Source organism: Flagellimonas onchidii, assembly GCF_004804315.1.
GTDB lineage: Bacteria > Bacteroidota > Bacteroidia > Flavobacteriales > Flavobacteriaceae > Flagellimonas > Flagellimonas onchidii.
This window is the reverse complement of sequence record NZ_SRXX01000003.1, coordinates 232,779-258,001: the sequence shown is the minus strand read 5'-3', so window position 1 is coordinate 258,001 and position 25,223 is coordinate 232,779. Positions and strand designations below refer to the sequence as shown.

General features: G+C 40.0%; 19 protein-coding genes. 11 read left to right on the top strand and 8 right to left on the bottom strand.

What is annotated here, in order from left to right; all coding sequences use genetic code 11:
* Positions 1–12 precede the first annotated feature (12 nt).
* The 3 genes from E4661_RS05020 (at position 13) to E4661_RS05010 (ending at position 3,836) form a co-directional block, all read left to right on the top strand.
* A complete protein-coding gene (locus E4661_RS05020) occupies positions 13–786 on the top strand; it encodes a coiled-coil domain-containing protein (RefSeq protein ID WP_136465729.1) in 774 nt (257 codons plus the stop codon).
* Positions 787–968: 182 nt separating this feature from the next.
* Positions 969–3,242, top strand: a complete 2,274-nt coding sequence (locus E4661_RS05015; RefSeq protein WP_136465728.1) for a GH92 family glycosyl hydrolase — start codon at positions 969–971, stop codon at positions 3,240–3,242.
* A 75-nt stretch (positions 3,243–3,317) separates the two neighbouring features.
* Positions 3,318–3,836: a DUF7935 family protein gene (locus E4661_RS05010; RefSeq protein ID WP_136465727.1), complete on the top strand. Its 519-nt coding sequence runs from the start codon at positions 3,318–3,320 to the stop codon at positions 3,834–3,836.
* 10 nt (positions 3,837–3,846) lie between these two features.
* On the opposite strand, the gene E4661_RS05005 is transcribed toward E4661_RS05010, so the two are convergent.
* Positions 3,847–4,761 carry a patatin-like phospholipase family protein gene (locus tag E4661_RS05005; protein WP_136465726.1) on the bottom strand — a complete coding sequence of 305 codons (915 nt, stop codon included), beginning with the start codon at positions 4,759–4,761 and terminating at the stop codon, positions 3,847–3,849.
* Positions 4,758–6,884, bottom strand: coding sequence for a M1 family metallopeptidase (locus tag E4661_RS05000; RefSeq protein WP_136465725.1), 2,127 nt, complete (start codon positions 6,882–6,884; stop codon positions 4,758–4,760). Before E4661_RS05000 ends, E4661_RS05005 begins: the two co-directional genes overlap by 4 nt.
* 46 nt (positions 6,885–6,930) lie before the next feature.
* Between E4661_RS05000 and recG the strand changes: the two genes are divergently transcribed.
* A complete protein-coding gene (gene recG, locus E4661_RS04995; protein ID WP_136465724.1) occupies positions 6,931–9,036 on the top strand; it encodes an ATP-dependent DNA helicase RecG in 2,106 nt (701 codons plus the stop codon).
* Between the two features lie 63 nt (positions 9,037–9,099).
* Here the strand turns inward: recG and E4661_RS04990 are convergent, their stop codons facing one another.
* The gene (locus E4661_RS04990) at positions 9,100–10,212 is read right to left on the bottom strand and encodes a DUF2911 domain-containing protein (protein ID WP_136465723.1); all 1,113 of its coding nucleotides are present in this window, start codon (positions 10,210–10,212) and stop codon (positions 9,100–9,102) included.
* 423 nt (positions 10,213–10,635) lie between these two features.
* Between E4661_RS04990 and leuC the strand changes: the two genes are divergently transcribed.
* From leuC to E4661_RS04960, 6 genes are all read left to right on the top strand, one after another.
* Complete coding sequence (gene leuC / locus E4661_RS04985) at positions 10,636–12,045, top strand: 3-isopropylmalate dehydratase large subunit (RefSeq protein ID WP_136465722.1); 1,410 nt, start codon at positions 10,636–10,638, stop codon at positions 12,043–12,045.
* A gap of 34 nt (positions 12,046–12,079) precedes the next feature.
* On the top strand, positions 12,080–12,676 hold the full coding sequence (gene leuD / locus E4661_RS04980; RefSeq protein ID WP_136465721.1) for a 3-isopropylmalate dehydratase small subunit: 597 nt from the start codon (positions 12,080–12,082) through the stop codon (positions 12,674–12,676).
* A gap of 33 nt (positions 12,677–12,709) precedes the next feature.
* Positions 12,710–14,227, top strand: a complete 1,518-nt coding sequence (locus tag E4661_RS04975) for an alpha-isopropylmalate synthase regulatory domain-containing protein (RefSeq protein ID WP_136465720.1) — start codon at positions 12,710–12,712, stop codon at positions 14,225–14,227.
* Positions 14,228–14,339: 112 nt separating this feature from the next.
* The gene (gene leuB, locus E4661_RS04970; protein ID WP_136465719.1) at positions 14,340–15,395 is read left to right on the top strand and encodes a 3-isopropylmalate dehydrogenase; all 1,056 of its coding nucleotides are present in this window, start codon (positions 14,340–14,342) and stop codon (positions 15,393–15,395) included.
* A gap of 168 nt (positions 15,396–15,563) precedes the next feature.
* A complete protein-coding gene (locus E4661_RS04965) occupies positions 15,564–16,754 on the top strand; it encodes a putative metal-binding motif-containing protein (protein WP_136465718.1) in 1,191 nt (396 codons plus the stop codon).
* A 205-nt stretch (positions 16,755–16,959) separates the two neighbouring features.
* Positions 16,960–18,114, top strand: coding sequence for a hypothetical protein (locus E4661_RS04960; RefSeq protein WP_136465717.1), 1,155 nt, complete (start codon positions 16,960–16,962; stop codon positions 18,112–18,114).
* A gap of 2 nt (positions 18,115–18,116) precedes the next feature.
* On the opposite strand, the gene E4661_RS04955 is transcribed toward E4661_RS04960, so the two are convergent.
* A complete protein-coding gene (locus tag E4661_RS04955; protein ID WP_136465716.1) occupies positions 18,117–19,706 on the bottom strand; it encodes an NADP-dependent glyceraldehyde-3-phosphate dehydrogenase in 1,590 nt (529 codons plus the stop codon).
* Positions 19,707–20,016: 310 nt separating this feature from the next.
* On the opposite strand from E4661_RS04955, the gene fucP reads away from it, so the two are divergent.
* Positions 20,017–21,309: an L-fucose:H+ symporter permease gene (gene fucP / locus E4661_RS04950; RefSeq protein WP_136465715.1), complete on the top strand. Its 1,293-nt coding sequence runs from the start codon at positions 20,017–20,019 to the stop codon at positions 21,307–21,309.
* A gap of 8 nt (positions 21,310–21,317) precedes the next feature.
* Here fucP and ilvA read toward each other — a convergent pair whose 3' ends face one another.
* Genes ilvA through E4661_RS04930 form a run of 4 tightly spaced genes read right to left on the bottom strand, consistent with a single transcriptional unit; the run spans position 21,318 to position 25,215 of the window.
* A complete protein-coding gene (ilvA, locus tag E4661_RS04945) occupies positions 21,318–22,583 on the bottom strand; it encodes a threonine ammonia-lyase IlvA (RefSeq protein ID WP_136465714.1) in 1,266 nt (421 codons plus the stop codon).
* A 29-nt stretch (positions 22,584–22,612) separates the two neighbouring features.
* Complete coding sequence (ilvC, locus tag E4661_RS04940; protein ID WP_136465713.1) at positions 22,613–24,088, bottom strand: ketol-acid reductoisomerase; 1,476 nt, start codon at positions 24,086–24,088, stop codon at positions 22,613–22,615.
* A gap of 30 nt (positions 24,089–24,118) precedes the next feature.
* The gene (gene ilvN, locus E4661_RS04935) at positions 24,119–24,646 is read right to left on the bottom strand and encodes an acetolactate synthase small subunit (protein WP_136465712.1); all 528 of its coding nucleotides are present in this window, start codon (positions 24,644–24,646) and stop codon (positions 24,119–24,121) included.
* Positions 24,647–24,648: 2 nt separating this feature from the next.
* Positions 24,649–25,215 (bottom strand): O-methyltransferase, encoded by a 567-nt coding sequence (locus E4661_RS04930; RefSeq protein WP_240751410.1) that lies wholly within the window; start codon positions 25,213–25,215, stop codon positions 24,649–24,651.
* Between the last annotated feature and the right edge of the window lie 8 nt (positions 25,216–25,223).

Sequence of the window (25,223 nt, the reverse complement as noted above, 5' to 3'; positions counted from 1 at the left end):
TATTACTTACTTATGAAAAGACAACTACTCGTCGTACTTTGTTTACTAACGGCTTCGATAGGTTTTAGCCAAAAGAAAAGTGAGCTTTTTGCGCAAATTGAAGAACTCAAAACCGATCTTCAAGATACTCAACAGCAATTGGCCGAAACCAAACGCAAAGTTTCTTCCAGTGAAGCAAAAGCAGAGACACTGGAGGTGGAAAACGTGGGATTGAGAGATGCCAATGCCACACTGTTAAAAAATCTCAGCAGTTTTTCTGAACTTTCAAAAAAGAATAGCGAAAACGTAAACAAAACATTGGCCGCCCTTGAACGGAAAGAAAAACAGCTTAGTGTTTTGAACGAGATGATCGCTTCAAATGATTCAACTGCCATTGTATTGCTCACCAAAGTAAAACAAACACTTGGTGAAGATGCAAATGCAGATGTAAGCGAGGGCGCCATCATAATATCAAACAGTCTTACAAACTTGTTCGGTTCCGACACCTCTACAGATTTAACCGATACCGGAAAAGCTTGGTTGACCAATGTATCCAAAGTAATTATTGCCAATCCGACCCTTAAGACTGAAATTGAAGGGTTGAACATTACAGGAGAGTTCGGGGTTACTTTGGATCAGACTGCTTCCGTTTCCAAGGAATTAATCGGAACGTTAAACGTACCCGCCGGCGCATTGAATGTTTCGGTAAAAGATGGCAATTTTAAGGAAGGCATTGTAATAAAGCTTCAACCCGACCACAAAGGCTTCTACAACAGAGCCAAAGAACGTTTGACAAAAGGGTTGTAATTAACAGATAGTACCTTAAGGCCATTGTTGGATTGATTCTCTTTTTTTAGGTTTTTAACCCAATGGCCTTATGCTTGTAATAAAATGTATTGGTTGTTGCGCTGCGGTTATTGGTCGATTTAACTATAAAAAAGAAATCGATTACCTTATCTTGATTTCTTAATTAGCAAATCAACTTTTCCATGATCGTTTTCCGCAAAAGATTCCTCTTCATTGGTGCTATAGCTTTATTTATCCTTTCCTGCTCTCAAGAAAACAAAAAGAGTCCGACACAAATAGACCCTATAGCTTACGTAGATCCGTTTATTGGCACCGGATTTCATGGACACACCTTCCCCGGAGCAGTTTTACCTCATGGAATGGTGCAACTCAGCCCTGACACGCGTTTAAATGGCTGGGATGCTTCAAGCGGGTACCATTATAGTGACAGTACCATTCATGGTTTCTCGCATACACATTTAAGCGGAACGGGTATCGGTGATATGGGAGATGTTTTAGTACTTCCCTTCACTGAAGACAAAAATGAAAAACCCATTGCCCGTTTTAACAAATCAAATGAGCAAGCAGAAGTGGGACTTTACACCGTCAAATTCGACAATTATAATGTTGAAGCTGAATTGACCGCAACTGAAAGAGCTGGTATGCATCGTTATAGTTACGGCTCAACCTCCGAGAAAAGAATTCTATTTGATCTAGGACATATATTACAACAGACCTGGGGTCATAATAATCTGTATAACGAACTAGAAATTGTAAATGATAGCACTTTAAAAGGGTTTAAACATTCCCGCGGATGGGCATACGATCATAAAGTATACTTCTATGCAAAATTCTCAAGTCCTTTTACTGTGAATAGCGTAGTAGTTGATAGTGTAGTAACTGGTGCAAATGCGAACCCATATCAAGGGGTTAACATACATAGCATTCTTAGTTTCGATTCACTCAAAAACACCGAACCACTCCTGCTCAAAGTTGGGATTTCTGCGGTGGATGCAAAAGGGGCTGAAAAAAACTTGAATGCCGAAATACCTGATTGGAATTTTGATTCAGTAGTGTCAGATGCCAAGAATAAATGGAGAAAAGAATTAAGTCGCATAAAAGTTGAGACAAAGAACAAAGAAACACTTACTACTTTTTATACCGCCTTATACCATACTATGATAGCACCAATGCTATATCAGGACGTTGATGGCAGGTACAGAGGTATTGATAAAAAAACACACCACGCCAAAAAAGGTGAAGAGAATTATACGGTGTATTCGCTTTGGGACACATTTAGGGCTCTTCACCCACTAATGGTGATTATAGACGAACCCAAATCCGTTGCATATGTCAACAACCTATTGTCAAAATATGAGCAGGGCGGCTTATTGCCAAAATGGCCACTTGCCTCAAATTATACAGGTACCATGGTGGGTTATCCGGCAGTAGCTAATATCGCCGATGCCCTTTCCAAGAAACTGCCCGGTATTGACCAAAAATTAGCTTTGAGAGCATCAGTCACCAGTGCTTCATACATTCCAGAATTAATATCCGATAAAGATGAACCCCGGAAAAAAAGAGTCATGACCGAACACAACAAATACATTAACGAAGGCCTTCATATTCCTTCGGATAAAATTACAGGCTCCATTTCTTACGGTTTAGAAAACGCTTATTATGATTGGTGCATCGCTCAAATTGCAGCTTTTGCCAATAATGATTCCATTGCCGAAAAGTTTCAGCGTAGAGCCTTAAACTATCAGCAATATTTTGATACATCAACCGGATTCATGAGAGGAAAAAATGCGGATGGAACATGGAGAGAACCTTTTAATCCAAGGTACTCAGACCATGAGCATTCCGATTACATCGAAGGTAACGCTTGGCAATGGAACTGGTTTGTTCCCCATGACATTGACGGTTTTGCCGAACTGTATGGTGGTTATGATCAGTTCGCAGTTAAATTGGACAGCCTTTTCACCACCTCTTCAGTGATTGAAGGAGACAACGCAAGCGGAGATATTACAGGACTTATAGGCCAATATGCCCATGGTAACGAACCTAGTCATCATATAACCCATATGTATACCTATGCAGGTCAAGCATGGAAAACCCAGGAGTTGGTCGATCAAATTTTAAAGGAATTCTACACCAATGAACCTGATGGAATAATAGGAAACGAAGATTGTGGCCAAATGTCAGCATGGTATATACTCAATGCCATTGGATTTTATCAAGTTGCACCGGGCAAGCCCGAATATGTAATCAGTAGACCCATTTTTGACAAAATTGAAATTCCGCTGGAAAACGGAAAAACCTTTAGTATAATTGTTGAGAATAATTCACCTGATAATATGTATGTGCAATCGGCTTCAATCAACAATAAGAGTCTTGATGACCTTTTCTTTACCCATGAGGATATTGTGAACGGAAGCATCTTGACAATAAACATGGGCAATCAACCTAAAAAATAAGCAAGTTCGAGTGGAGAATACTTTTTGTTCTTTTCGTCCGTTGTAGTTCTATAAAATCCAAAAACTAACTATCCCATGACCGGAGATCAAATCTTTCAACTTTTTGCTTATTTACTTCCTGCTGTAGTTACTGGAGCAGTCGCTTTTTATTTCTTTAGGTTACATACCAGAAACGAAGATGGGCGCAGACGTTTTTTATTACACAAGGATTCGCAAAAAGACACGCTGCCTGTTCGCTTACAAGCTTATGAACGAATGGTACTGTTTCTAGAAAGAATCTCCATTAACAGCTTGGTTGTTCGCGTAGCGCCAAAGGGAAAAAACAAAAGTGACTACGAAAATTTGCTCATTAAACAGATTGAAACCGAATTTGAACACAACCTTTCCCAACAAATTTATATGTCGGATGAATGCTGGAACATCATCAAGGCTGCCAAAAATGCAACTATCCAGATTATTCGTTCTGCCGGAATGAGCGAAACTGATTCGCCAGATAAACTTCGGGAAGACATTCTAAATAAAACTTTGGAAAAGCAATCTCCGTCATCAACCGCTTTGGCTTTCATTAAGAAAGAGGTCAGCGAACTCTGGTAGTTTTACACCCCTATTCCATATGGTTGGGGTCAATGGGGCTCGTTTCATCATTTTTATTCTTAGCGTATAGATATCCTCTTTTCCACCAAAGGGTCATTCGTTCTTTGTCAAAAATCAACGAATTGGTCGTTAGAATAGTAGGCGTGTAATAAAAGTTGATGATGGCATCTTTTTGGTTCGCCACTAATTTTCCTATCCGTACATTCTGGTTTTCAATACGATCCAGCACAAAACTGAAAATTGTGGTAATTAGTTCAAACGGATTCCTCGCAGGCATTCGATTTAGATGGCTTACCTCAGTATGCAGCACAATAACATCAACTTCGGTCGCTCCACGCCTTACAGCCTCCTCAATGGGTACTAAACTTCCCAATCCGCCGTCTGCATATTCACAACCATTGCGCCTAACCAAACTCATGAAAGGTGCATAGTTTGATGAAATCCATATCCAATCGCAATATTCGTCGTAAGTACAATCTTTGATAGACTTATATTCCACTTGATTTAAGGATAGGTTGGAAACAGTCACCACCAATTCGGTCGGACCTTGTTTTAGCTCGTTGAACTCTTCAGGCGTTATGGACTCCCGAATTAATTTTCGTAGGTTTTCGCTTTCCCCAAAAGTCTTCTTTCCCCTGATGAAGTTTTTGACCACATTCCAATGGTTTATGGTGATAATCTCAACTCCGTGTTTCTTTCTTATTAAAAAAGGACTATTGCTAAAAATACTATCTTGGTTGACCGATGAGTAAATTTCCTTGATCTTGTCCAATTTGTTCAAAGCCAAATGCGAAATGAGCAAACTACCCGTAGACGTGCCTACAAACAAATCATACTTGTGCTGGGCTTCTTGAATCAGGAATTGTGCCACTCCACCTGCAAAAGCACCTTTGCTACCACCACCAGAAATTACCAATGCCCTCATTTACCCAAAGTTTTATCAATGTATTTTTGTTGTTCAAGACTTAGTGTTGGGTATATGCCCTTTAACCTTTCTTTATTTGCTTCTGTTTTCAAGAAATCCTTTAGCAATTTTCGGCAAGATTTCTTAAAGTGCCAAACATGGTGGTCACACGCTTGAATTAAATTTTTTATCGTAGCGTCATTAAAAGCACCAAGGCTTTTTAAATATTGGAATGCCAATAATCTTACCTCAAAATGATGTTCAGAACCCGTATACCCACTTAATTCCTCATAATACTTCGGCTTTAAATCCATTTTATAGTCTGGAGTTGCCAACGCAAGCGTCAACCATAATAATCTTACATTCCTATCGGGGAGCCCTATAATTTTTGAAGTTTCATCCAAGTACAGATTTCTACGCTCTGGGAAATCAGTCCACAATTGGTACAACGCGGACTCCACAGTTTTATAGCTTTTATCCTTTAATAAGCTTTCAAAGTCTTTTTTAATAATCGTGGGTACTTTTCTTAAAGCAAAAGCTATAGCCTGTCTAACCTTCAGATTTTCTTGATTCAAAACCTTCATTATGAACTCCGGTGACAGGTCATTTACATAGTCCAAAAGCAATTGATATTTTAATTTATCGGATGTCAACATAGCCCATTGCTCTGTTAATAGGGCCTCCGCAAAAGTCGTCATGTCTCCAATACCATCCTTTATTTCAAAATATGTTTTGATAGATGGATTATGGCTAATCAAAAATGCTTTAGCTTTTTCGAGTGGAAATTCCGATTCTTGCAACCACGATTCCTCAAAATCGCTAAGTTTCATTCCGGATGCCTTTTCCATTTCCCACATAAAATCCCGAATGGTCACGTTCTTATAGGCATATTTTGATAGGTGATTTTCAATTCCTTGTCTAAAATTAGCTTCCCCTACTCTTTCCTTTAGCATAACAAGTGCCCAAGCTCCTTTTTCATAAAAGGTTAGGCTGCCTGCTTTGGGATCTGTAAGCGCTTCTCCGTTTCCTTCTCCAGAAAAATTGTTCAGCGCTTGCGCTGTTTCCAAAAGTCTCCAATAAAAATAATCCTCGCCAAAAATTTCTTTTTCGGCCAAATAGGCATAATAAGTGGCAAAACCTTCGTGCAGCCAATGGTGTTCCCCACTCTGTTCAGTCACTAGGTTGCCAAACCATTGGTGTGCTAATTCATGCGCATTGACATTCACAAAATTTTTGTCCATAAAAGCTGTGGAGTCTACCACAAAGGTGTTGGAGAAAATGGTTGCACCGGTATTTTCCATTCCGGCATATAGAAAATCCTGCACCGGGATTTGTTTATAATTCTGCCAAGGGTAAGTCACCCCAATTTCACTTTCCAGAAAATCAAAAATCTTTTTGGTATACCGATAAGTAGGTTCAACTTTCAAACTGTCCTTAGGTTCATAGTACAACTCAATAGGAATACCCGATTTGGATTTGATAGTTTTCTTTTTAAAATCTCCTATGGCAAACGCTAACAAATAACTGCTCATAGATTTTTGCATATCAAACTTCCAAAGAGTATGGTTATTATACTCTTTCTTTTTTATTAGAATTCCATTGGCAAATACTTGGTATCCTTTGTTAAATGAAATCGACAAATCAAACACCACTTTTTCGGTCATATCATCAAAACTGGGTAGCCAATGACTGGTATATTTGCCTTGACCCTGGGTCCAAATTTGATATGAGTTAGATTGGCTGAGCGGAGTTGAAGCCAAAGCACCAAGGTCACTTCCACTCCATTCAGTGTTCTCTATAAAATAAACTGTCTGTTTAGGAGTGGTTTTATAATCAAGAAATAGCAAATGCTTTTTACCTTTTTTGAACTTTCGTTTTATAACAAGGTTTTCTCCACTATTTGTAAATTTTACTTTTTTAGAATCAAGCAGGACATTGGAAAATTCCATGTTCTTGGCATCCAAAAAAACAGAATCTACATCCTTTAAAACATTAAATTCGTATTGGACAGTTCCAATAATTTCTTTTTCCTCAGGGTTTGGTTCAATATACACATCACCTTTTATGAAATCTACTTTATCCTGAACCTGAGCTTCTAAGAGCTGTGCAAAAAGAAAAAAAACAAGTACGAGGCTAAGCTTCATATTGGGGATATATCAAAAGTCCTTCCAAATTACATATTTTAGTTCGATGAATCCCAATTTTCTGCAAACTCCCATCCCCTATTTAAAAGGTGTCGGTCCCAATCGGGCAGAAACCCTTCGCACTGAATTGGGCATTGAGACCTATCGGGATTTATTGCACCTGTTTCCTAACCGTTATTTGGACAAAACCCAATACTACAAAATCAATCAACTGCAGCCCAGTGGGGCCGATGTTCAAGTCGTTGGAAAAATCATTCATATCAAAACGGTTGAGCAAAAAAGAGGGAAGCGTTTGGTCGCCACTTTTATGGATGAAACAGGGCAGATGGAACTCGTATGGTTTCGTGGTCATAAATGGATTCGTGAAAATCTAAAGTTGAATGAACCCTATGTTGTTTTTGGAAGAACGGCACGCTATGGAAGCACGTTTTCCATGCCCCATCCAGAAATGGAATTGTTATCGGAACACCAGCAAGGGTTAAAAATTGCCATGCAGCCTATTTATCCCTCCACAGAAAAACTGAGTGCCAAGGGTATTACAAATCGTGTCATCAGCAAAATGGTGCAACAGCTTTTTTTGGAATGCAAAGGACAATTTCCAGAGTCCCTTTCTTTATCCATTATGGATGAGTTAAGACTTGTCTCAAAAAGTGATGCGCTTTTTAATATTCATTTTCCCAAGAATCAAGATTTATTGGCGAAAGCCCAATTTCGATTAAAGTTTGAAGAATTATTCTTTGTCCAACTACAATTGATTTCCAAAAAAATCCTGCGAAAGCAGAAAATCAAAGGGCTCAAATTTGATGAAGTGGGCACCAACTTTAATTCATTTTTCAATGAGCATCTTCCATTTGATTTGACCAATGCCCAAAAAAGGGTTATCAAAGAAATCCGAAAAGATATGGGCAGTAATGCCCAAATGAACCGTTTGCTTCAAGGTGATGTGGGTTCTGGAAAGACCATAGTTGCATTGATGTGCATGCTTCTGGCCATAGACAACGGGTTTCAGGGCTGCTTAATGGCACCAACCGAGATATTGGCCCAACAGCACTACAATGGCCTTAAGGAATTGCTGGGCAAAATGGATATGAAAATTGCTTTGTTGACGGGCTCCACAAAAAAATCGGAACGAACCTTGTTGCACAACCAATTGGAAAATGGGAATCTGAATATTTTGGTAGGCACCCACGCGGTTCTAGAGGATAAAGTGCAATTCAAAAATCTTGGATTAGCGATTATTGATGAACAACATCGCTTTGGGGTCGCTCAACGCTCCAAACTTTGGCATAAGAATGATGTTCCACCACATATTTTGGTGATGACCGCCACTCCCATACCTAGAACTTTGGCCATGAGCTTGTATGGGGATTTGGACATTTCAGTAATTGATGAGCTGCCACCGGGGAGAAAACCAATTAAAACAGTGCACCGGTTTGACAATAACAGGTTAAAGGTTTTTCAGTTCATCAAAGATGAAATCAAAAAGGGAAGACAAATCTATATTGTTTATCCATTGATCAAAGAATCTGAAGCTTTGGACTATAAAGATTTGATGGACGGCTATGAAAGCATAGTTCGTGATTTTCCGATGCCAGACTACCAAATCTCAATTGTTCATGGCAAAATGAAACCTGCTGACAAAGATTATGAGATGGAGCGTTTTGTAAAGGGTGAAACACAAATTATGGTTGCAACAACGGTTATTGAAGTTGGGGTTAATGTGCCCAATGCCTCGGTAATGATTATTGAAAGTGCCGAGCGATTCGGTCTTTCACAATTACATCAGTTAAGGGGTCGTGTTGGTCGTGGTGCCGAGCAAAGCTTTTGTATTTTAATGACGGGTTCCAAACTATCTGAAGATGCCAAAACACGGTTGCAAACCATGGTCAGAACCAATGATGGTTTTGAAATTGCGGAAGTCGATTTAAAACTTCGTGGACCTGGAGATTTAATGGGAACACAGCAAAGTGGAATGCTGAATCTAAAGATTGCTGATATTGTCAAGGACAATCAAATACTAAAATCCGCAAGGTTTTATGCCCTGCAACTGTTTAAGGATGACCCCAGATTGGAAAAAGAGGAAAATAAATCAATTTTGTTAGCTTATTCCAAAATAATGCAACAATCGAATATCTGGAACTATATCAGTTAGTATCAATTCGTAATAAAAAGCCCAACTAAAGTTGGGCTTTTAAAATTGCGGTTGTAGTATTGGTTAATTGATTCCCTCTCCTTTTTCGGCTTTGGCCAAATTAGCCGCTACCCTATCTTTATTTACTTGTGCAGGAGCATTTTCCATAGCTAGTTTTAGGTGCTTAACGGTCGACTTATTATCGCCCAAAGCGGAATAACCTCTAGCCAAACCATAATGTACAGGCCAAGTACCCTTATGGTTTTTGGCATTCCATTTGAAGATTTCCAAAGCCTCATTATTCTTGCCTTGTCCTATGAGTTGTCTACCATATCCGTGCACTTGGAAAACAGTTCCCAGAGGCAATGCTTCTTCCATTAAAGCTTCCGCCTCTGCTGTTTTGCCTTGCTTCGCCAAAATTTGTGATTTGATACTTAAGTTATTGAAGGTTTTCTGGCTGAAAAATTGTCCCGCAATTGCAGCATCAACCCATGCCAGGGCTTCATCCAAATCACCTTCATTATTTAAAGCAAAATTTGCGGCTTGCTCCCAACTTTGTCTACTAAAACCAGGTGTAGTCTGTAATTGTTGTCTGATTTCGACAAGGATATTTTCGGTAACATCAGTTTCTATTTTGAACGGAATTTGTTTTTTCTCCCAATTCAAAGTAGCAATGGCCGATGTTGCATCAACATTTTCAAAATTGAAAGTAAGTTGTTCCACATGTGGAATTTCCTTTGTTTCAACATCTACACGAAGGACGTCTTCTTCAGGTTTGTAAAAATAACTCCCCCATGCATCGTGATTTTTTGAGAAAATCACCGTTGCCGTATTGTTTTCATTGACAATCATATGCAAACCGTATTTTCCTGCAGGTAAAGTCTTTCCGCCTATGGTAAGGTCATGAGTAGTTTTAAAAATGCTGTTTTCATTGGCTCCTGCTCTCCATGGAGATTCTTTGGCAGTTCCAAATCCTAAATTATTCATGCCATAAGGCACAAGGGCTCCCCATACTTCCCTGTCATTTACACTTGGACGGGAATAGATAATAGAGACATCAGTATTTCCTATTCGCTGTGAAACTTTGGCCATTTGGCTACCACGTGGTAAAAAATTCAATTGGGCAACAGCACTGGTGGAAATAAAAAATACTGCAGTTAGTATCATGGCCGAAATGGCCGAGTAACTTTTTTTCATTTGTTCGTTTTTAGATGAGTTAATGAATAAACTTTTAGGTCGTTTCTTCTAAAGTAGTCAGCACACTGCTTTGATACCGTTACAGCAATGTTAAATTAAAATAGAGGGTGTTAAAATTCCCGTAAACGACCTTAATTCACTCAAAACCAACACATATATGACTGCGAACGTAATTTCTTTACATCATAGACCCAAATTAAAGATTCCTACAAACGTTTTATCAAACTAGTTCTGTAATGTGGGTTACTTCCATTAAACGGGTAACAATTGAATTGGTTTTTGTTTTAAATCCTCATGACCAGAAAAGTCAACCCTATTCATGTTGCAAAACAAGCCTTGAACATCGTAATTTTCATCCCAAAATAACAAAGGTTTTCTTTTCATACTTTAAATTTACCAGCTTATAAAATATTGAATTCGACCATGAGTAAAACACTATTTGATAAAGTTTGGGATTCCCATGTTGTGCAGCACATAGAAAATGGGCCCGACGTGCTTTTTATAGATAGGCATTTGGTACATGAGGTTACTAGCCCCGTGGCTTTTCTAGGATTAAAAAATAGGGGTATTAAAGTCCTATATCCGGAGCGTACATTTGCCACTGCGGATCATAACACTCCCACAATCAACCAACATTTACCGGTTAAGGATGAACTATCTGCCAATCAATTGAAAGCATTGGAAGAGAATTCCTTGGCACACAATATTCCTTATTGGGGTCTTGGACATGAGAAAAATGGAATTGTACACGTTATCGGTCCAGAAAACGGAATTACCGTTCCCGGGGCGACCATAGTTTGTGGAGATTCCCACACATCAACCCACGGAGCTTTTGGAGCTATTGCCTTCGGAATAGGTACAAGTGAGGTTGAAATGGTGTTATCCACCCAATGTATTATGCAACCAAAGCCTAAGAGCATGCGTATCAATGTAAATGGCACATTGAACAAGGCGGTTACACCAAAAGACGTTGCACTTTTTATCATTTCCAAACTGACAACTTCTGGAGCAACTGGATATTTCGTGGAATACGCCGGTGATGTTTTCCAAAATATGTCCATGGAAGGTCGAATGACCGTTTGTAACTTAAGTATTGAAATGGGTGCTCGTGGAGGCATGATCGCTCCAGATGGAAAAACCATTGATTACATAGAAGGAAGAGAGTTTGCCCCTAAAGGTGCTGCTTGGGACAAAGCAATGAAGTATTGGGAGACGTTATATTCAGATGACAATGCCACTTTTGACAAAGAACTTACTTTCAACGCATCAGAAATAGAGCCCATGATTACCTATGGTACCAATCCTGGAATGGGAATGGGCATCAAAAATGATATCCCACTAGCTGAAGCTGTTGAGGGAGGCGTTGCCACCTATAAAAAATCATTGGAATATATGGCTTTTGCCGAAGGGGATGCTATGATTGGAAAACCAATCGATTTTGTGTTCCTTGGAAGTTGTACCAATGGCAGAATTGAAGATTTCAGGGCATTTGCCTCCATTGTTAGGGGAAGAAAAAAGGCCGACAATGTTACAGCTTGGTTAGTTCCCGGTTCTCATCGCGTTGAAGATGCCATCAAAGAAGAAGGTATCTTAGATGTTCTTCACGAAGCAGGATTTGAACTTCGTGAACCTGGATGCTCTGCTTGTCTTGCAATGAACGACGATAAAATTCCTGCTGGAAAATACGCGGTCAGCACTTCCAATCGAAATTTTGAAGGTAGGCAAGGTCCCGGAGCCCGTACACTTTTGGCAAGTCCACTAGTTGCCGCTGCAGCAGCAGTTACCGGAAAAGTCACTGATCCAAGAGAATTGCTAGAAGAAGTTCTGGCTTAAAACCTATTTATAATTGCAAATTGACTATTGAAAAATGGCTTACGATAAATTCAACATATTAAAAAGTTCTGCGGTTCCACTACCAATTGAGAATGTGGATACCGACCAAATCATCCCAGCCCGGTTTTTGAAGGCCACCGAACGTAAAGGTTTTGGAGACAACCTTTTTAGGGATTGGAGATTTAATTCCGACGATACTCCAAAAGAGCACTTTGTGCTCAACAATCCTATCTACAGTGGAAAAATTCTTGTGGGAGGAAAAAATTTCGGTTCAGGTTCATCCCGAGAACATGCTGCTTGGGCAGTTTACGATTACGGGTTCCGTTGTGTGGTATCCAGTTTTTTTGCGGATATCTTCCGAAATAATTGTTTAAACATTGGGGTGCTTCCCGTTCAGGTAAGTGCCGAATTTCTTGATAAGATTTTCAAGGCAATCGAAAGCAATCCAAATACAGAGTTGGAAGTAAACCTTCCGGAGCAGACCATTACCCTTTTGGAATCTGGTGAGAATGAAAGTTTCTCTATCAACGATTACAAAAAACAAAATATGCTCAATGGATTCGATGATATTGATTTCCTATTGAACATCAAAAACAATATCCAAGAATTCGCAAAGAACACTCCACTTTAAAGCTGTTAAAGTTTAAAGGTCTAGAATTTGAAAATGGAAAAAAGGACGGTTGAAATCATGGACACTACCCTTCGGGATGGTGAACAGACCTCAGGGGTATCATTTTCGGCTTCCGAAAAACTTACCTTGGCCAAGTTGCTATTGGAAGAACTAAAGGTAGACCGTATCGAAGTGGCTTCGGCTAGAGTATCCGATGGTGAGTTTGAAGCTGTCAAAAACATTACGGACTGGGCAAATACAGAAGGTCTTCTTTCCCAAGTAGAGGTCTTGACTTTTGTGGATGGTGGCGTTTCTTTGGAATGGATGCAAAAAGCAGGTGCCAAAGTACAGAACCTATTGACCAAAGGGTCTTTAAATCATTTAACGCATCAACTCAAAAAGACTCCGAAGCAGCATTTCAAAGACATTGCGAATGTGGTGGCCAAGGCATCTGAGTTGGGTATAATGACCAACGTATATCTTGAGGATTGGAGCAACGGCATGCGAAATTCACCTGAATATGTGTTCCAATACTTGGATTTTTTGGTCACCATCCCAGTGAAAAGGATTTTATTGCCAGATACTTTGGGCGTGCTTACACATGAAGAGACTTTTACCTTTTTAAATCAGATTATTGAACGTTATCCCGATACCCATTTCGATTTTCATGGCCACAACGACTATGATTTAAGTGTTGCCAATGTCATGGAGGCGCTAAAAGCCGGTGTAAAGGGATTGCACCTGACCGTCAATGGCATGGGTGAGCGAGCTGGTAATGCCCCATTGGCAAGTGTGGTAGCTGTGGTTAATGATTTTATGCCTGAAATTTCTATCGGAGTCAAGGAGTCCTCACTTTTTAAAGTGAGTAAATTGGTTTCTGCGTTTACCGGTTTTGGCATTCCTGCCAACAAGCCCATTGTCGGTGACAATGTTTTCACTCAAACAGCTGGAATACATGCAGATGGAGATAGCAAAAAGAATCTTTACTTTAATGATTTGTTGCCTGAACGTTTTGGTCGAAAACGGAAATATGCTTTAGGAAAAACTTCGGGTAAAGCCAACATTCAAAAGAACCTTCAAGAACTTGGATTAACTCTAAACGACGAAGAGCTCAAAAAGGTAACCGAACGTATCATTGAACTGGGTGATAAAAAGGAAAGAGTTACTAAAGAGGATCTTCCGTATATCATTTCAGACGTTCTGGACACAGGATTACATCAACAACGTGTATTTGTAAAATCGTATGTTCTAACGCATTCCAAAGGATTAAAGCCTTCCACTACCCTTTCCATTGAGATTGACGGGAAATCGTACGAGGAAAATGCACAGGGTGATGGGCAATTTGATGCTTTTATCAATGCCTTGCGAAAAGTTTATATAAAAGAAGGTACGGAACTTCCCAAATTGGTGGACTACGCTGTTCGTATCCCGCCAGGAAGTAACTCTGATGCCCTCTGCGAAACCATAATCACCTGGCAGACCGAAGAAAAGGACTTTACCACAAGAGGATTGGATTCAGACCAAACGGTATCTGCTATAAAAGCAACTGAAAAAATGCTCAATCTTGTTTAAATACAATATGCAATTAATACAATAAACAATTGATAATGAGCAGTGAGAATATTTATCCATACTTCAACTAAATAACCGACAACTGATAATTGACAACTGATAATTGATATAAATGAAATTAAACATAGCCCTTTTAGCCGGAGACGGAATTGGACCTGAAGTCATAGACCAAGCCGTAAAAGTATCCGATGCCATTGCAAAAAAGTTCAACCATGAAATCAACTGGGCACCAGCTTTGACTGGAGCGGCTGCCATCGACGCTGTTGGCGAACCTTACCCAGATGAAACTCACGAGGTGTGCGCAAATTCTGATGCTGTTCTGTTCGGTGCTATAGGACACCCACGATTTGACAATGATCCATCTGCCAAGGTACGCCCAGAACAAGGCCTGTTGAAAATGCGCCAAAAACTGGAACTTTTCGCTAATGTACGTCCAACATTTACCTTTCCTTCTTTGATTGACAAATCACCATTAAAACGTGACCGAATCGAAGGAACAGATTTAATCATCTTACGTGAGCTTACCGGAGGGGTTTATTTTGGTGAGCGTGGTAGAAAAGATAACGGTGACACCGCTTTTGACACCATGACTTACCAACGTTTCGAAATAGAACGTTTGGCACGCAAAGGCTTTGAAATGGCATTAAAACGCGGAAAAAAGCTTTGCTGCGTAGATAAGGCCAACGTTTTGGAAGCCTCCCGCCTATGGCGCGAAACCGTTCAGGCATTGGAAAAAGAATATCCTGACGTGGAAGTATCTTACGAATTTGTAGATGCCGTTGCTATGCGTTTGATCCAATGGCCAAAAGGGTACGATGTTATCATTACCGCTAACCTATTTGGTGATATTCTTACCGACGAAGCTTCTGTAATCTCAGGTTCTATGGGACTAATGCCTTCTTCTTCGCTTGGCAGTGAAGTTTCTTTGTATGAGCCCATCCACGGATCATACCCGCAAGCCGCCGGAAAGGATATTGCCAACCCATTGGCAACCGTATTGTCCGCAGCCATGATGTTCGAAGATTTTAACCTAAAAGAAGAAGCTGAAGCCATTAGAGCAGTTGTGAACAAATCCTTGGCCGAAGGTGTGGTCACGGAAGATTTGGCCGATGGTGGAAAAGCATACAAAACCAGTGAAGTGGGTGATTGGTTGGCTGAAAACCTCTAACCCCAACAGAAAATAGATATAAAGGGCACCAATTGGTGCCCTTTTTTATTGCTCCCCGTCAATCGATACACCTCATTTATCAATTCATACTCCCCATCCGTAAATCCAGGCTCCTATAGAACCAAAATAAAGGGTATCATTAATTGTTAACATCTAAAATCAGACAATATGAAACAATTAAATCTTACCATTGCCCTACTTTTTGCTGCAGTATTATGCACTTTATCGTCTTGTAGCAAAGATGAAAACTGTACTGAAAAAACCTATTACAAAGATGCAGATGGAGATGGCTTTGGCGATGCTGCCAATTCCCAAAGCTCCTGTTCACAGCCCGAGGGATATGTTGCCAATAATACCGACCCTAACGACACTGATGCAAAGATTTTCCCTGACTGTACCGAAATCACCTATTACGAGGACGCCGATGGAGACGGGTTCGGAAACGAGAACAACTCTCAAAAAACCTGTGGTGCACAGCCAGAGGGTTATGTGGAAGACAACACCGATCCAGACGACACTAATGAAGAAATTTTCCCAGGATGTGAAGAAATCACCTATTATGAAGATGCGGACGGTGATGGGTATGGAAATCCAGATGTTTCGCAAAATTCCTGTGTTGAGCTTGAAGGTTTTGTAACCGACAATACTGATTGTGACGATGCCAATGCCGATATCAACCCCGAAGCTGATGAAGTACTCGGTGACAACATTGATAACAATTGTGATGGCATATTGGGAATAATCTGGGACGGCCCTGATTTTGTATTTACCAAAGCAGCGAATGCAGATTGGACCCTGCCTGAAAACCAGGACAAGCTAACCGACAATGTGATATTCACTAGACAAGACAAGGGGCCGATGTACAACTACCAATGGTGGCAAGATACTTTTGAAGAGGATGCAATACACAATAATGTTTCTTCATCTGATTTAGTTTCAGATTTTCATAATGCTGAAGATGCTGCTGTAAAGGATTTTGCCTCTATAAACCCCACAGGAGGTACAAAAAGAGTTCGTTGGGCCATTTTACCACAGGATGACCTGCCTAACCAAGCTTGGCAAGATTTCTCCTTATATGGCACACTTGGTGATGATGAGCATTTTTACAGCTTTAATAATATCATAGCAATTATTTCGGTATTAGATAATAATGTTGCAATAAACGGTGTTGTCGATGATTTTGGTTTGAATCCTAATCTTGGAGACGTACAGCACCCTCCATATCTTGTTGGAAAGAAACTTGGGGTATGGCTAATGGAAGACGATGTTTACCTGACCCTCACCTTTACTGAATGGGGAGAAGGAAACGCTGGTGGAGGAGCTATTTCCTATACTCGCTCCACACCTATAAATAATTAATGCATTTTTTTAATGGTTAATGATAAGGGCCCTGCGCTTTGCGCAGGGTTTCTTTTAGTACATATACCCCTTGACCATTGATTCTTTTAACCATTTGATCCATCCAAAAGGCAGATATATCAATCCATATTGGCTATCCGTCAATTGTACTACATAAAAGGCAGCTATTGCTTATACTTTAGCTTGGTTAACAATAGGCTTGAGCATGAGAATATTTATTTCTACATTAATTTTACTGATTACAGCAACAGGTTTTGGACAGAAAAAAATCAAGATCACCAAAAATCCGGTGGCTTGGTCCTATCAAATTACACCAAAAGCTCTTCTACCCGATGAGCTTAGAAACTATGCCATTCACGTAGAAACCGATTTGGATCCGATGACTTTTTGGGGAGAAATTGATTGGAGGTTACAGCACGCAAGTATGGAAAGGTCAAAAAAAGAACGCCTATTAGAATTAGCCAAACAAGACACCATAAATAAATGGGTCGATAATCACATGGTCCTTCGCTACCCCGATTATGTGCGAACCAAACCAACGGAATTTACCATCACGTTAAACACCGACCAATTTAGTGTGGACAGCCTCAACACCAATATCGATTATGAAGATCAAGAAAGCTTGTTGGGCATTGTGAACGTATCGGCAAGACTTACTCTAGAACTTGCTGATGGTTCTATACTGCTGGATCAAGAGATTCCCTATTATATTGATGATTTTGATGGCCCTACAAAAGAACTTCGCTTAAAACATTTGATATTGAACCCATCATTTAAACTAAAGTTCAAAATGACCAAAAAGCCAGAAAAAAAGAAAAAGCTTTTAGCAAAACGAATCAAAAAGTTTGATGCTGACATTCTGGAATACTACATACGACAAGCTGGAAAAATTTTAAAAGACGAATACCAGAATCAAAAGATAAATGCATATAGTGCCGTTTTTGGAATCAAAAACAAAGGTTTTGAAGCCTTAAACGATGCGACGGAAATCGCTCAAAGCTCCATCAATGCCCTTTCAGCTTTAAGCAAAAAGAAAAGAAAGACCTTTGACCAAGTAAAACCTGATTTGGAATACGCTAGAGATTATTTTTCGGACAAATTATCCCGAACAGACCATCCAAAAGTTCAAAGCATTTTAAATGCCAATCTCGCAACCGTACATTTATTATTGAACGATGTTGAAACTGCCAAACTTCACCTTCAAAAAGTCCCTGAATTCCATGAATTGAATTCGAAAACCATATGGGAAGGTAGTTTCGCATATTACCTTCAAGAATTGGGCAAAGCAATCAAAATCAAAGAAAAGTACTTAGGCAGAGCCGAGTTGCAAAACTCTGGGGCGTCAACTCAATCCCGCTAATCTCATAAAATATAATCCGTACTTAAAAAGTTACTTACTTTGGCCTCTAACAATTGTTCGATGGTTTCATTGTTGAGTTCATTATCCTTAAAAGCCACAAAAGTACGAATTGAAAAAGAGCGCAAAGCGTCATGAACACTGAGAGTAGATTGAGCAGAGTCTTTTCGACCTGTAAACGGGTATACATCCGGCCCACGCTGGCAAGAGCTATTCAGGTTTACCCGGCACACCAAATTGGCCAACGTATCAATAAGCGGTGATAGTGTATACACATCTTTTCCAAACAAACTTACTTGTTGGCCATAATTGGACTCAGCCATGTCATCCAGAGGCTCTTCAATATCTTTAAAGGAAACCACTGGAATAATCGGCCCAAATTGCTCTTCCTCATATACCCGCATATCCTTGCTCACAGGGTAAAGCACAGCAGGCCAGATATAGTTGTCTGAATGTTTTCCTCCTTTTTTGTTCAAAATTTTGGCGCCCTTTGCTTTGGCATCATCTAATAGTTCTTGAATATAAGCTGGTTTGCCAGGTTCGGGAAGCGGCGTCAATTTCACCCCTTCATCCCAAGGGTTTCCAAATTTTAGGGCATCAACTTTCTCGGAAAATCGTTTTAAAAACTCTTCTTTCACATCCTCATGCACGTACAAAACCTTCAGAGCTGTGCACCGTTGTCCGTTAAATGAAAGTGTCCCTGCGATACATTCGTTTACGGTCAGGTCCAAATCCGCATCTGGTAATACAATAGCTGGATTTTTGGCTTCCAGACCCAAAACCAAACGCAATCTGTTGCTTTTAGGGTGTTGATCCTGTAGCGCATTGGCCGATTTGCTATTACCTATCAATGCCAATACATCCACTTTGCCGGTTTTCATGATTGGAGCAGCTACTGCCCTACCCCTTCCAAACAAAATGTTGACCACACCCTTCGGAAAACTGCTTTGAAAAGCTTCCAAAAGTGGTGTTATCAGGAGTACGCCGTGCTTTGCTGGTTTAAAAACAGCTGTGTTTCCCATAATCAAAGCTGGAATCAACAGGGCGAAAGTCTCATTCAAAGGGTAATTATAAGGTCCGAGACAAAGTACAACACCCAATGGTCCTCTACGAATATGAGCATAAACACCATCATGTTTTTCGAACTTGGCCGAATTACGATCCAATTGCTTATAATCCTCGATAGTGTCATAAATATATTCAACGGTACGATCGAATTCTTTATAAGAATCTGGCAAGGATTTTCCAATCTCCCACATGAGAAGCTTAACCACTTCTTCCCGCTTTTCCTCCATCTTTTTCACAAAGGATTCCATGCATTCAATACGATCTTTCACCTTCATTGTAGGCCAAACACCTTGTCCTTTGTCATAAGCAGCCAAAGCAGTATCCAAAACTTCCAAAGCTTCCTCTTCTCCCATGTCGGGAATGCTGCCCAAAATTGTATGGGCATATTCATCTGTGGAGGATATGGTGGAAATTACTTCTGAACTTTTACCATTCCAAGTTCGAAGTTCACCATTTATCAAATATGTTTTTTGATGAATTTGGTTTGATATCTGAAATGCTTCGGGAATTGCAATTTTGGTCTGCATAGCTTTACTTTTCAAGGTTGACAAAATGCCCCATTTTGGGCTCAAAAGGCAAAACTAAAACAAAAAAAACTAGAAAACCCCTTTGTTTTCAAAGGTTTAGATTCGAAAACGTTGTAGCTGGATATTTTTCATAATCCTTCAAAAAATTGTTACGATGCCGTATAATTTTTTAATGACCAATCCATTGTTTATGTGATGTATCTCTACGCATTTTTGCCAATCTGTATTGTTTGTAAATAAACCATGCGCTATCGGTATATTTTTACTATTTTCTGGCCCAAAACCAAACCAAATACCAAAAAACTTATTTATGCGAAACCGAATCGGGATTTTATCCAACACCCCTATCCTGCCCTTTGTTTTAGTAACCGTCTTATTTTTTGGCTGGGGTGTTCCCAATAACATGACCGAACCCCTAATTGCAGCCTTTAAGGATATCTTCAAGGATATGTCCACCTTTCAGGCCTCGCTAGTTCAATCTGCTTTTTATGGTTCTTACTTTGTATGGGCCATTCCTGCTGCCTTACTGGTTAAAAGAACAAGCTATAAAACCACTTTGCTTTTGGGTATCTTTCTGTTTGCCCTTGGCTCTTTTTTGTTTTATCCCGCCAGCCTAGAGCAAGAATATTGGTTTTTCTTGACCGCACTGTTCACACTTGCTGCCGGACTTTCCTTTTTGGAAACTGCCGCCAATCCCTACATTATTGCCATGGGAGATCAAGAAACCTCGGTTCGAAGACTGAATTTGGCCCAATCTTTTAACCCTATTGGTCAATTGACAGGAACCTTTATTGCAACAAATTTTATCTTGAAAAATTTGAGTGGCGATACCGATAAAGCTCAATTGAATACAGAACAATTGGCGAACTTGCAGACCGAGGAATTAGCAATACTCGCCAAACCGTATATTTATATTGCTATTGTTGCCTCCATTTTCTTTATCATTTTCTTGGCAAATAAAATGCCCCGTTTTCAGGCCAATGTGGAAGAAGCCAAGGAAGGTTTCTTTTCTATTTATAAGCGCATACTAAAAAAGAAGCGATATGTATTGTCCGTAATGGCACTCTTTGCAGCCATGTGTGCCCAGTTTGGCACTTTTGCATTTACCATTCCCTATCTAAAAGAAAATTACACCTTGGCGGACGGAAGCTTTATCAGTACCGGTGACGCAGGTGATATCTTATTTATTGGGGTTGTTGTGTTTGCCATCATGCGTTTTGTCTGTACAGGTTTAATGAAGTTTATAAAGCCTTCCAAACTTTTGGCTATTTTGGCCTCTATAGCAACTATTGCTGCTGTTGTAGCCATTGTATTTCCAAGTAATTTTGGAGGATATATGTTGATTGTTATGAGCGGTTGTGCTGGTTTACTCTTTCCAACCATTTATGGACTCGGCCTTGAGGGGCTATCTGAGCAAGAAGCCAAAGTTGGCGCTTCTGGTTTGATTATGGCCATTATTGCCATTGGAATCATGAATCCTATTCAAGGGTTAATCATTGATTTGGCCAGCGTGAACGTATCTTATATCTGTGTTGCCGTTGCCTTTGCTCTATTGATAGCTTATGGAGCAGTAATCGGCAAACACTCGAACAAGGCTAGTTAAACCAAGCTTTATACCAAATATTGAAAGAGGTCAGGTTTATCGTTTAGGTAGTCCCCGAAAAAATTGTTGATTTTCATCCTTTGGATGAGTGGAGCGAGGTCTTCCGCGGATTTCAATTCGATTCCCACCACCGCTGGGGCATTTTCCCTACTCGATTTTTTGGAATATTCGAAATGAGTAATGTCGTCATTGGGGCCTAGAATATCTGCCACAAACTCCTTTAATGCTCCAGGGCGTTGAGGAAAGCGGATTATAAAATAATGTTTCAGGTTGGCATGGAGCAAAGCTCTTTCTTTGATTTCCGCCGTTCGGGTAATATCGTTATTGCTTCCACTAATGACACAAACAACATTTTTCCCCTTAATTTCATCAGAAAAATGGTCTAACGCTGCAATGGTCAATGCTCCGGCAGGTTCTACCACAATGGCATCCCTATTGTACAGCTCTAAAATGGTCTGGCATACCTTCCCTTCTGGAATGGTCTCCATTTTACACAAATAATCTTTACATATCGGAAAAGTGTATTGTCCCACCTTTTGAACCGCTGCCCCATCAATAAACTTATCGATTTGCTTTAGCTCTACTAGCTCTCCTTTTTCCATGGAAGTTTTCATCGAAGGAGCTCCTTCAGGTTCAACACCAATAATCTTTGTTTTAGGCGAAAGAGCATTAAAAGTAGCACAAAGGCCTGCTGCCATTCCTCCGCCTCCAACAGCTACGAAAACATAATCGATTGATTTTTCCGATTGATTCAAGAGTTCTAAGCCAATAGTAGCCTGTCCTTCAATAATCTTTGGATCATCAAAAGGATGAACAAAGGTTTTGTTTTCTGCTTTGCAGAAAATCTCAGCTGCTTTTTGGGAGTCATCAAAAGTATCCCCTACCAATACCACTTCAATCCAATCTCCACCAAACATTTTGGTTTGGTCAATTTTTTGTTTCGGGGTAACAGCGGGCATATAAATGGTGCCTTGCACTTTTAAATGATTGCAGGCAAAGGCAACGCCCTGGGCATGATTACCAGCACTTGCACAAACCACTCCCTTTTGCAAATCTTCTTTTGGAAGTGAATTGATTTTGTTGAACGCCCCTCTAATCTTATAGCTTCGGACAAGGTGAAGATCTTCTCGTTTCAAGAAGATATTGGCCTGATACTTTTCGGAATAGCGGATACTATGCTGCAATGGTGTTTGGTCAGCTATTAGTTTAATAGTTTGAGCAGCTTTGTAAATATCCGCTATTTCCGGAAAATATGTTGTCGCTGTTCCTTTCATAGTGATAGTATCAGCGTAGATATTATAGTTTAAACGATAGGCTTCATCGCCGTCATTGATTCCCGCAATCTTGTACCAACGATTTCCACATCGTGGTCACGTAGGGCCTTGTTTACGGCAATCAATTTTACATTATCTACTCCATTGTCTTTTCCTTCTCCATAATGGGTTCCAATCACATCGGTATCGATATTTTTCATGAAATCGGTCAATAGAGGCTTACAAGCGTGATCAAACAAATAGCATCCGTATTCTGCGGTGTCAGAAATCACACGGTTCATTTCAAAAAGCTTCTTTCTTGCGATGGTATTGGCAATCAAAGGTGTTTCATGCAAGGATTCGTAGTAAGCAGATTCTCCAATGATTCCAGACTCGGTCATGGTCTCATAAGCCAACTCAACTCCTGATTTCACAAAAGCAACCATCAACACTCCATTGTCATAGTACTCTTGTTCGGAAATTTCTACGTCTCCAGCAGGTGTTTTTTCAAAAGCAGTCTCTCCTGTTGCCGCTCTCCAATCCAAAAGGTTTTTATCGCCGTTGGCCCAATCTTCCATCATGGTTTTGGAGAAATGACCACTCATAATATCGTCTTGATGTTTTTGGAACAACGGACGCATGATGTCTTTCAATTCTTCTGCTAGATCAAACGCCTTGATTTTTGCAGGGTTCGACAAACGATCCATCATGTTGGTAACTCCTCCATATTTTAATCCTTCTGTGATGGTTTCCCAACCATACTGAATCAATTTTGAAGCATAGCCTGCATCGATTCCTTTTTCCAACATCTTATCAAAACAAAGGATAGATCCTGTCTGCAATAGCCCACAAAGAATAGTTTGCTCGCCCATCAAATCAGATTTCACTTCTGCAACAAAGGAAGATTCCAAAACCCCAGCTTTGTCTCCACCAGTGCCTGCAGCATATGCTTTGGCCTGCTCAAGACCTTTCCCTTGAGGGTCATTTTCTGGGTGTACGGCAATCAGAGTTGGTACTCCGAATCCTCTTTTATATTCTTCACGAACTTCAGAACCAGGACTTTTAGGAGCGACCATGATCACGGTCAAATCTTCACGGATTTGCATTCCTTCTTCCACAATATTAAATCCGTGAGAGTAAGACAAAGTCGCACCATTTTTCATCAATGGCATTACAGCGCTCACTACATTGGTGTGCTGTTTGTCCGGTGTTAGGTTGATCACTAAATCAGCAGTAGGAATCAGCTCCTCGTAGGTCCCAACATTAAAGTTGTTCTCCTTTGCATTTTTATAAGATTGTCGCTGCTCTTTAATTGCGGCCTCACGAAGAGTATAGGAAATATCAAGTCCTGAATCCCTCATGTTCAATCCCTGGTTTAGTCCTTGCGCGCCACAACCAACAATTACAATTTTCTTTCCTTTCAATGCTGTTACGCCATCTGCAAATTCGCTGGCTTCCATAAATCTGCATTTCCCCAATTGTTCTAACTGATCGCGAAGCGATAGCGTATTAAAATAATTTGTCATTTTACCTTTTTAATTTAGTGCTATATTATTTTATTGATTTTGAAATTCTTCCAAGATTTCAGTAATAGGCATAGTTGCCTTGGTCACCGCAATACGACCGGATCGTACAAACTGCATGATTCCATAAGGTTCCAATGCATCATGCATTTCATCAATTTCGTGCCTACGTCCTGTTTTTGCCAAAACAAAAAAGTCCCTTGATACAGTTACGATCTGTGAATTACTTTCTTTGATGATATTTTGAATCTGTCTTTCATCAAAAAGTAAGTGCGAGGCAATTTTGAACAAGGCAGACTCTTGATAAATAGTTTCATCGTCGGTATGATAAAAAGCCTTTATCACCTCTATTTGCTTCTCAATCTGCCCCACGATATTGCGTACCCAATCCTCCGTGGTGTTCACCACAATGGTGAATTTAGATACATGTTCTATCTCCGATTTTGAAACATTTAAACTCTCAACATTAATATGTCTTTTTAGAAATATGCCCGATATTCTGTTTAAAAGACCAACATTATTCTCAGAATAAACCGATATGGTATACCACTGTTTTTCCATTCTTATTTTGTTTTGACCGCAACAATTATTCCTGTTGACCAGTCCATTTTTGTAATTGTTAAATCTTCTTTTGCTTCTAATATTTTTACTAACTCCACAGCATTAAGGTCATGTCCTTCTGGCCAATTGGGTTGTTTGCTCATATCATCTATCACGTAGAATCCACCGAGCTTCAACAAGGACAACGTTCTGTCCAACAAGCTGTACTTTCCGGGCCAAGCATCTGCAAAAATCAAATCAAAGGCCTCACCTGAATAATTTGACAACCAGTCTGCACCATCTTCACATATCAATTCAAGTCTGGTTTCCCTCTCGAAAAAATCTTTCGCAATCTCTATTAACTCTTCGTCATTATCTATGCTGATAACCTTTGAATCTGAATCCATTCCTTCCAGCATCCAGGCTAGCGATAATCCAATTCCTGTTCCTAGTTCCAAGAAGTTTCCGCCAGGTTTTGATGACACCAAAGTTTTCAACAGAGAACCGGCATGAACATCAGAAGGCATGTCAAATCCGATTTCCTCAGATTTTGCTTGCAAATCTGCATATACAGACGGTAGGTTTTTCAAAATTGCTT

Bases quoted from the DNA above. Each gene is read 5' to 3' on its own strand.
- E4661_RS05020 (WP_136465729.1), top strand. From the start codon at position 13: ATGAAAAGACAACTACTCGTCGTACTTTGTTTACTAACGGCTTCGATA.
- E4661_RS05015 (WP_136465728.1), top strand. From the start codon at position 969: ATGATCGTTTTCCGCAAAAGATTCCTCTTCATTGGTGCTATAGCTTTA.
- E4661_RS05010 (WP_136465727.1), top strand. From the start codon at position 3,318: ATGACCGGAGATCAAATCTTTCAACTTTTTGCTTATTTACTTCCTGCT.
- E4661_RS05005 (WP_136465726.1), bottom strand. From the start codon at position 4,761: ATGAGGGCATTGGTAATTTCTGGTGGTGGTAGCAAAGGTGCTTTTGCA.
- E4661_RS05000 (WP_136465725.1), bottom strand. From the start codon at position 6,884: ATGAAGCTTAGCCTCGTACTTGTTTTTTTTCTTTTTGCACAGCTCTTA.
- recG (WP_136465724.1), top strand. From the start codon at position 6,931: ATGAATCCCAATTTTCTGCAAACTCCCATCCCCTATTTAAAAGGTGTC.
- E4661_RS04990 (WP_136465723.1), bottom strand. From the start codon at position 10,212: ATGAAAAAAAGTTACTCGGCCATTTCGGCCATGATACTAACTGCAGTA.
- leuC (WP_136465722.1), top strand. From the start codon at position 10,636: ATGAGTAAAACACTATTTGATAAAGTTTGGGATTCCCATGTTGTGCAG.
- leuD (WP_136465721.1), top strand. From the start codon at position 12,080: ATGGCTTACGATAAATTCAACATATTAAAAAGTTCTGCGGTTCCACTA.
- E4661_RS04975 (WP_136465720.1), top strand. From the start codon at position 12,710: ATGGAAAAAAGGACGGTTGAAATCATGGACACTACCCTTCGGGATGGT.
- leuB (WP_136465719.1), top strand. From the start codon at position 14,340: ATGAAATTAAACATAGCCCTTTTAGCCGGAGACGGAATTGGACCTGAA.
- E4661_RS04965 (WP_136465718.1), top strand. From the start codon at position 15,564: ATGAAACAATTAAATCTTACCATTGCCCTACTTTTTGCTGCAGTATTA.
- E4661_RS04960 (WP_136465717.1), top strand. From the start codon at position 16,960: ATGAGAATATTTATTTCTACATTAATTTTACTGATTACAGCAACAGGT.
- E4661_RS04955 (WP_136465716.1), bottom strand. From the start codon at position 19,706: ATGCAGACCAAAATTGCAATTCCCGAAGCATTTCAGATATCAAACCAA.
- fucP (WP_136465715.1), top strand. From the start codon at position 20,017: ATGCGAAACCGAATCGGGATTTTATCCAACACCCCTATCCTGCCCTTT.
- ilvA (WP_136465714.1), bottom strand. From the start codon at position 22,583: ATGAAAGGAACAGCGACAACATATTTTCCGGAAATAGCGGATATTTAC.
- ilvC (WP_136465713.1), bottom strand. From the start codon at position 24,088: ATGACAAATTATTTTAATACGCTATCGCTTCGCGATCAGTTAGAACAA.
- ilvN (WP_136465712.1), bottom strand. From the start codon at position 24,646: ATGGAAAAACAGTGGTATACCATATCGGTTTATTCTGAGAATAATGTT.